Annotated in this window: 8 protein-coding genes; 4 read left to right on the forward strand and 4 right to left on the reverse strand. The window is 47.0% G+C overall.

Annotated elements, in window-relative coordinates; genetic code table 11:
* Positions 1-365: hypothetical protein (locus Q0294_RS19325; protein WP_299468726.1), on the reverse strand; the 365-nt coding region annotated here is incomplete at its 3' end.
* 423 nt (positions 366-788) lie between these two features.
* Here Q0294_RS19325 and Q0294_RS19330 point away from each other — a divergent pair.
* The 4 genes from Q0294_RS19330 to Q0294_RS19345 all read left to right on the forward strand — a co-directional run bounded on the left by Q0294_RS19330 (position 789) and on the right by Q0294_RS19345 (position 5059).
* Positions 789-1565, forward strand: a complete 777-nt coding sequence (locus Q0294_RS19330) for a DUF1080 domain-containing protein (protein WP_299468728.1) — start codon at positions 789-791, stop codon at positions 1563-1565.
* Positions 1566-1797: 232 nt separating this feature from the next.
* Positions 1798-2745 carry a hypothetical protein gene (locus Q0294_RS19335; RefSeq protein ID WP_299468730.1) on the forward strand — a complete coding sequence of 316 codons (948 nt, stop codon included), beginning with the start codon at positions 1798-1800 and terminating at the stop codon, positions 2743-2745.
* Positions 2746-3105: 360 nt separating this feature from the next.
* Positions 3106-4122 (forward strand): 3-deoxy-7-phosphoheptulonate synthase, encoded by a 1017-nt coding sequence (gene aroF / locus Q0294_RS19340; RefSeq protein WP_299468732.1) that lies wholly within the window; start codon positions 3106-3108, stop codon positions 4120-4122.
* A 49-nt stretch (positions 4123-4171) separates the two neighbouring features.
* On the forward strand, positions 4172-5059 hold the full coding sequence (locus tag Q0294_RS19345; RefSeq protein WP_299468734.1) for a sugar phosphate isomerase/epimerase family protein: 888 nt from the start codon (positions 4172-4174) through the stop codon (positions 5057-5059).
* A gap of 32 nt (positions 5060-5091) precedes the next feature.
* Here the strand turns inward: Q0294_RS19345 and Q0294_RS19350 are convergent, their stop codons facing one another.
* From Q0294_RS19350 to Q0294_RS19360, 3 genes are all read right to left on the reverse strand, one after another.
* Entirely contained in the window at positions 5092-6567 is a 1476-nt protein-coding gene (locus Q0294_RS19350) for a sulfatase (protein WP_299468736.1), read from the reverse strand.
* Between the two features lie 356 nt (positions 6568-6923).
* Positions 6924-7376 (reverse strand): hemerythrin domain-containing protein, encoded by a 453-nt coding sequence (locus tag Q0294_RS19355; protein ID WP_299468738.1) that lies wholly within the window; start codon positions 7374-7376, stop codon positions 6924-6926.
* 37 nt (positions 7377-7413) lie between these two features.
* Positions 7414-7963 (reverse strand): putative PEP-binding protein (locus Q0294_RS19360; protein WP_366917996.1); only part of this gene is annotated, 550 nt, incomplete at its 5' end.

Raw genomic sequence — 7963 nt, forward strand, 5'->3', positions numbered from 1 at the left:
ATTTTAGATTCCCGCAGTTTTTCCCCTCGCAGAATGAGAATGTTTTCATTCCGCAATTGCTTCAGCACTCTGTCATCAATCTCATAAATGCCTTGTGAGTTCTTCGTGATACCCCGTGATTCCCGGAGTATGAATTGGCCATCCACCAGATTCAGATAAAGGCCAAAACCATCTCGCAACGAAGGAACATATCGTTTTAACAGTAATTCGATCGCCTGATCAAATTCCGACTGGCTGACAAATTCTCTGAGAATATGATTTTCAATGAGCGTAATGGCACGATCAGACTGCACATCATTCAGTTCTTCTTCCACCTCAGAAATATTGCGTTGATACTGTTCATTCTCTTTACGGACTGCAGTCATTTTCAAACTATAAACTGCGTACTGCAATAGGCAGACGAATGCGATCGCCACAACGCTGATACTCGACACCCCGTGCGCAACGTTATCCGTAAAAACTTCAATAATTGATGCGATAAGATAAGACAACGGTCTCCTGCGCTTTCTAACATACAGGCCAGTTACGAATCAACCAGTTTCCTCATTCATGTAAAATCAAAATTAATTTGATAGTATTCATGAAAACCTAGCTCAAAAACGGGATTGGATGAACACATTTTCCGATTGCTCATGGGGAATTCCCCCCCTATGTTTGATTACTCCCTGAATTCGTTATAATCCAAATAAAGATACTTTTTTCGCTTCCAGATCAAATCCGGTTTTTTTCTAATAAGAAAGTAACTAAACCCATTACAAATAACCTTTTATTAAACGTCAGGTTCTTTCATGAATAAAATCACTGCTCTCCATTTTTTACGTCCCGGAAATCATTGGATCAAATTCTTGCTGCTGTTCGCCATGGTCCTGTTTGCATTTGGTTCAGAATCAGCCTCTGCTGATCAAAAAACAGGGCAAACAGCGCAGCAGGATGCAACACAAACAGAAAACACCGATGAAGCGAAAAAGAAGGACTCTCCCCAATGGGTTTCCTTATTCAATGGTAAAAATCTGGATGGCTGGAAAACTCCGCAATTTGGTGGCGAAGGTGAAGTGCATGTGAAGGATGGGAATCTGATTCTCGAAATGGGAGTTGATCTGACCGGCGTGACGCTGACCGACGCTAAAAAAATGCCTCTCACGAATTATGAAGTGGAATTAGAAGCCAAACGCGTCGATGGAACAGACTTCTTTTGCGGACTGACCTTTCCAGTCAAAAAAGATCCTTGTTCCTTTATTTTAGGTGGTTGGGGCGGCAGTTTGTGTGGGATTTCCAGTATCGACGGAGACGATGCCTCTCAGAACAGTACCACCACGTTTCAGACATTCAAAAAGAACCAATGGTATAAAATCCGCCTGCAGGTCACCGACCATAAAATACAGGTCTGGTTGGACGGAAAACAAATCGTCGATCAAAATCTGAAAGACCGCAAGATTTCGATTCGTCATGAGGTCGAACTTTCCAGGCCGTTTGGAATCACTTCTTTTGCTACAACCGCTGCTTTGAAAGATATCAAAGTACGAAAGCTCACTCCGCAGGAAGTCGCTAAAACCGCTCCTCAATAATTAACACACGTTGATTTTTATCAACACACTGATTGCTTAAGACATCAAACCTCATCGTTGCAACCGATAAGGTTTAACCGTAAACCACTGCATGCATTGTATTTAACAAAAAAGAGTTAATTCGAGAATTCGCTGGTACTTGTTTTGCTTTAATTGAGTTCAAGAGGGCTTCGGAATAGTGCGTGGTTTCAAGCCCTCCGTTTTTTCAAACTCTGGGCAGAACGGTAACATCTTGAACTCACAACTCACTGCAGAAGCTGCGGCACTGATTGCATCTCAGAGTCTTTCGCTGGTGGAAGGGACAAATCCTTTCCCTGCCAACGCACTCTATGACTTCTGGTTTCATGGTCAGGAACATCTGAAACAGAGGCGAAAAGCTTTTGAACCCTTGACTACTGAGGATCTTAAACCGGAATTCTCTGAAATAGAATTAGAGTTAATTTTCAAGGACTTCTTCGCTGAAGAAATGCTGATTCGAGTCGTCTCAGCCGTTCTGACAGCTGCTGATAAGAGACGGAACCAATGTCAGGCTGAACCAATTGCGCGTAGCCTGTTGTTATCTTTTCTGGATGTAAAGCGGCTGGCATTGGTGATACTCGTGTCAGAAAAACACTTGAGCCTGGAATCCGTAAAACGGATCAACCGAATCAGACGGTCGATTGAACGCTGGACTGATCTGTTTCTGGGTCAATTTGTTTTAAGATTCGGACTTGAAGAGTTCGCTCACGATCCGGCCCGCTCCAGAGATTTTGGTGAAGACCAGTCATCCAACCTCAATACTCCGCACCCCGTAAAAACCTGGGACCTGATTACCGCCGGATTAAGAATCTCCTTTCCTTCCGGACTTACCAGTAAAATTGGGGATAACTGGGAAATGATGCTCGGCGCCATTATGGCCTGTTATCCTCCCGAATGCTTCAACCAGTCTGCCACGCTGAAATCTCTCCAACGAATTCGAATCGAACGGAGTGGATCACACCCGGAGACATCTCCGGATCGATTACCAGAAATTTTCAACACACTGATGAATCGTTCCCTGTTTGAAACCAAATCGCAAAATAATCCGTTTCAGAATCAATCCGTCAAAAAGAATGCTGTTTCTGCTTTCAATCTCCCCAATAGTCAATCAATCAGTTATTCCAAACTGAGAAAACGCAAATCAGACGAAAACTCATCCTGACGGTGAAAAACTGTTGAAAGAATCTTTTCGGAATATCGGTTGACTTCAGCGAACCGGCAGGAGTATTATCTCTGTTGAAACTATTTAGCAGGAAATTTTGCTGAATTAGTATTTTTTTCGATTTGGAGTTTCTCCGTGACACATCGGTTTGGTACTTTTAGCTTTAATTATGTGCGGCTGTCTTTTGATTCAGCCTGGCACTTTTTGGGCTATTGGTTTACCGGCACAGGTTACCTGACCGATCGAAAATACACCGTTCACAGCAAATGAACAGATCCTGAGATTCGATTGGCCCTGTAACCTGACTGGTTACAGGGCTTTTTTTATTCCCTGAGACTGAAATAGAAATGAGTCAACGTCATGATAGTAGTATTGAAACCGAATGCCACCGAAGCGATGGTGCAGGCTATGGTCAAGCGTGTCGAAGAAATGGGTTTGAAAGCCCACGTGATTGTGGGTGCAGAACGCACTGTGATCGCGGCAGCCGGTGTGAAACGAGACGGGCATCAGGCAGCGCTTGAATCGTGTGCCGAAGTCGAAAAAGTAGTCCCGATTCTAGCCGCTTACAAAGTAGCCAGCAAAGAAACAAAACCGGAACCGACCGTGATTACGACTCGAAATCTGAAGATCGGCGGTTCTCATGTGGGAGTGATTGCGGGCCCTTGTTCCGTGGAAAGCGAAGAACAAATTCTTCAAATCGCCCATCAGGTGAAAGCGGCAGGTGCCACCGGACTGCGTGGCGGTGCGTTCAAACCACGCACAAGCCCTTACTCTTTCCAGGGAATGAAAGAGGACGGTCTGAAACTGTTGGCTTTGGCTCGTGAAGAAACAGATCTTGCCGTCGTCACCGAAGTCATGACGCCCGAACATGTTGATCTGCTTTGTCAATATGCCGATATCCTGCAGATCGGTGCCCGCAATATGCAAAACTACCATCTCCTGCAAGCGGTGGGTGAAACTCGTCTCCCAGTTTTGCTCAAACGAGGCCCTTCCGCATCCATCGAAGAATTCCTGCTCGCAGCTGAATACATTCTCGACCAGGGAAACCAGCAGGTTATACTCTGTGAACGAGGGATTCGCACCTTCGAAACGCACACCCGTTTCACGCTTCCTCTGGCCACTGTCCCCTACTTACATGAGCGGACTCATTTACCGGTTGTCATTGACCCGAGTCACGGTACAGGTATTGCCAGCCTGGTTCCGCCAATGAGTGCTGCAGCGATTGCTGCCGGCTGTGATGGACTCATTCTCGAAGTTCATCCCGACCCCTCTCATGCCATGAGTGATGGCGCCCAGTCTCTGACACCACAGGCATTTGCTGAAACCATGGAAACCTGCCGCAGAGTGGCAGCAGCAGTTGGAAAAGAATTAGGATAGTCGATATTTCAACCATTAAGGCTCTCACATTCTCTACAGGAATCAGAACATGAAACTGTGCCTCTTTTCCGTAAGCTATGCCGGCTTCTGGGGTCAACACACATTGAATGTGACCGACTTCATCGCGCAAGCGGCTCAGTCAGGTTATGATTCCGTCATGTTAATGGGTAAGCGCCCCCATCTGTCGCCCCTGGATATTACCTCTGAACAAATCGAATCGATTCAAAGTTCCCTCAAAGAACATCAGATCAAATGTTCGATTATTGGCGGGTATACCGATTTTTCCGGAACTGGTGCGGCCGAAGTTCCTTTTCTGGAAATGCAAATCCAATACGTCGAACAACTGGCGAAATTGGCACGACAACTGGGCGCATCGACTGTTCGGATTTTTACCGCTTATGACTCAGCCCGACATACGCCGCAGGCACTCTGGACTCAGGTCGTTTCTGCGCTACGGGAATGTTGCGACCGCGCTGCCGCTTGTGATGTCACGATCGCAGTGCAAAATCATCACGATGTCGGCGTGCACTCTGACTCCCTCCTGGAACTGCTGCACGATATTGACCGGCCGAACTGTAAACTCGGCTTTGACGCCTGGTCCCCTGCTTTGCGTGAGGAAAACCTGTTTGAGGCAGCGAGAAAAATGGCTCCTTACACCGCCATCACCACCAATGCCGACTATATCAAAATGCCGCGATTTGCCTACCAGCCAGAATTGATCAATTACCAGAGGCTGCAGCCTGATATGGTTCGTGCAGTCAAATTCGGCACCGGTTTCATCGATTATTCTGCTTTTTTCCACGGCTTAAAAGAAGGCGGCTTTAACGGCACCGCCACTTATGAAATGTGCTCACCCGTCCGGGGTGGTGGCAGTTTGGAAAACCTCAACGACTACTCCGCGGAGTATCTCACATGGATGAAGACTCATTTGATGTGAGTCGCTGATATCCAGCGATCCCGATAAATATTTTACTTCCGCGCTGGAAGAAACTCTAATAACTCCTGTACGAGTTCCGGCTGTGTGTCAGCAAGATTCTTCACCGGGTCAGGCGTTTTTGTAATATCATATAGTTCCAGTTTTGTCGGCTGTTCTTCGCCTGTGGTGGCAATCAGGCGATGTGTTTTTGTACGAACACTGACAGCGGAATTCCAATAACTCAACGCTGCTTCACGAACTTCTGTTTTGTTGCCATTCAGGATCGACTTGAGACTGATTCCATCCAAAGGGTACTGCGTCTTTTGAAATTCCGGCTGACACAACTCGACGAGTGTTGGATAAAGATCAACGCTCTCCACTAGCGCAGAGGATTTTAACCCTGCCTGCGAAACGCCTGGCGCTCGAATAATGAGAGTACTCTTTAAGGCACGCTCAAAGGGGGCATGCTTAGCCCAGATTGCTGTATCTCCCAGAAACCAGCCATGATCTCCCCAGACGACAACGATCGTATTCTCCCTCAATCCCAATTCATCCAGCGCGGACAGCACTTTGCCCACCTGTCGATCGACATACCGCACACAAGCCAGATAAGCCCGCCGCGACTTGATTTGAGCCGCTTCCGCTAAGGGACGCGTTTTTTCAAATCCCATATCGTAACTGTAAAATTCACCACTCTTATGCCAGTACGAAGATTTCTTTTTCTCCGGATGGGGAGGCGGGGGAATCGCAACGCGGGACATCGCTTCCCAATCCTGTGCAGGTGCCACGAACGGGAGATGAGGTTTGATAAAACCGAGTCCCAGGAAAAAAGGCTGCTTCTGCTGTTTGAGTTCACCTAATTTCTGAATCGCCTGTTGTGCCAGTAAACCATCGGGCAGGTCTTCGTCTTTTTCAGCCTTGAATTCCATCAGATCGCGAATACCAGTCCCATCCTCGCGACTCCGTCCGTTCGCATAAGCAAAAAAGATACCCCAGCCCCGTACCCAGGAACCAAAGGGAGTTGCAAGTTCATCCCAGGCATGCGGTAGTTCATCACGACCATCTCCGCTCCCATTATATTCAAACACCCTGCCATCGGCTGTATGCGAGATTTTTCCAATACAGGTCGTATGATAACCACTGCGACGAAACAGTTCCGGAAGTGTCTGGGCTCCGTCTGTCTGTGTGGCAGAGAGCGCCGCATTTCCGCGATAGAATGCCTGATTACTGCGGGTGACTCCTGAATTTCGCGGACTGCGTCCGGTCAGCAAGGCATAACGCGAAGCGCCGCACGTCGGCACTTGCACAAAGTGGTTCGTAAACAATACTCCCTGCGATGCCAGTCGATCCAGAGACGGACTCTGCACATAAGGTAAACCATAACATCCCAATTCCGTCCTGAGATCGTCAATGGCGATGAATAACACATTGGGACGCTGTAGCTGCCCGGCTGCGCCAGGTATGACGTATAACAGAAAAACAATAACGAGAACAAGCATTCTCAAATAAATAATTCGACCTAAGTTCACGGAAGATAACTCCCACCACAAACACTGAGTGACTGGCATAATTAACGAACAGCTCAGTTAGAGTTTGACACGGGTACACAGACTTGTACACAGTAAACCCGTCCGCAGGTGCTGCGAAACCAGGCATTCTCGATGAGGTCGCTCATTTGAAATCTGCTGCAGGACGCATCGGTTTTGATCACAGTCCTCAAAACGGGTGCATCGGGATCATCCGAGACTTAGCGGGTGGGTTATTCGGTGCGGCAAATCGCACTACCGTGAACCAGAATCAAGATCTCACGCGAACCGGGCTCTCGAAAACTCAACTGGAAATCTGCCCTGAACTGCTTAAGAGAGATTGGCTTTTGAATTTCCGGCTATTTTGAGACCGACCTGTTGAAAGCATCCTGAACCATTTTGATTTCCTGATCTTCATGCTCACGCAGATCAGATAATAAGGCTTTAAATTCAAGAGAAGCTTCGCTCCAGTTCTTGAAGGGATGTTTCGATTGTTTTAAGCGCGAAGCGAAATCATCAATCCGACACAAAATGGTTGTATGTTTCGTTTTAAAATCTGGCACCATGATGCAGAAACCAGAAGACTCATCTAAAACCGGTTTAAAATAACCCTCCTCTTTTTCGTTCTCAAAGTGTTTCGCTAACAGATCACGAAACCCTTCCACACGTGTTCCCATCTCCCCGAATTTAGGTAATCCGCGCTCGTCAAGCTCCGTCCACCAGTCATGGAGCTCTTTAATGTGTGACAGGATTTCTTCGTGCTCATCAAGCAAATACTGTAAATGTTCGTGAGAATTCTTTTTCTTATTCATAGCCAACTCCTTTTCCTATCTGTGTTAAAATCAATATTCAAATTGTCAAATCACTTTTCATTTCAGAAATCGAATCTCTGGCCTCCAACTCTGCTTCGACTTCCGCAATGCGCGTCACCGTCTTAAGCACGGCGTCGGGATTGAGTGAAATACTGTCAATCCCCTGTTTTACGAGAAACTCAGCAATTTCGGGATAATCACTGGGAGCCTGGCCACAGATACCAATTTTTCTTCCCGCTGCTTTGACCTTTCTGATCGCCGCAGCCAGTGAATCCATGACGGCAGGATCGCGTTCATCGAAGATATGCGCCACAATTTCGGAATCGCGATCGACTCCCAGCGTTAATTGAGTCAGGTCATTCGAACCAATCGAAAAACCATCAAAGATTTCGGCAAATGCGTCTGCCTGGATCACGTTACTGGGTATTTCGCACATTATGTATATCTCAAGGCCATCTTCCCCGCGCCGCAATCCATGTTTTGCCATTTCTTCCAGCACTTTTTTCCCTTCATCCACTGTGCGGCAAAAGGGAATCATCAGTTTCATATTCTTCGGGGGTGGAGAAATCATTCTGATTCCTGCTCTG

The sequence above is a fragment of the uncultured Gimesia sp. genome, assembly GCF_937919775.1.
In the GTDB taxonomy this organism is placed as follows: Bacteria; Planctomycetota; Planctomycetia; order Planctomycetales; family Planctomycetaceae; genus Gimesia.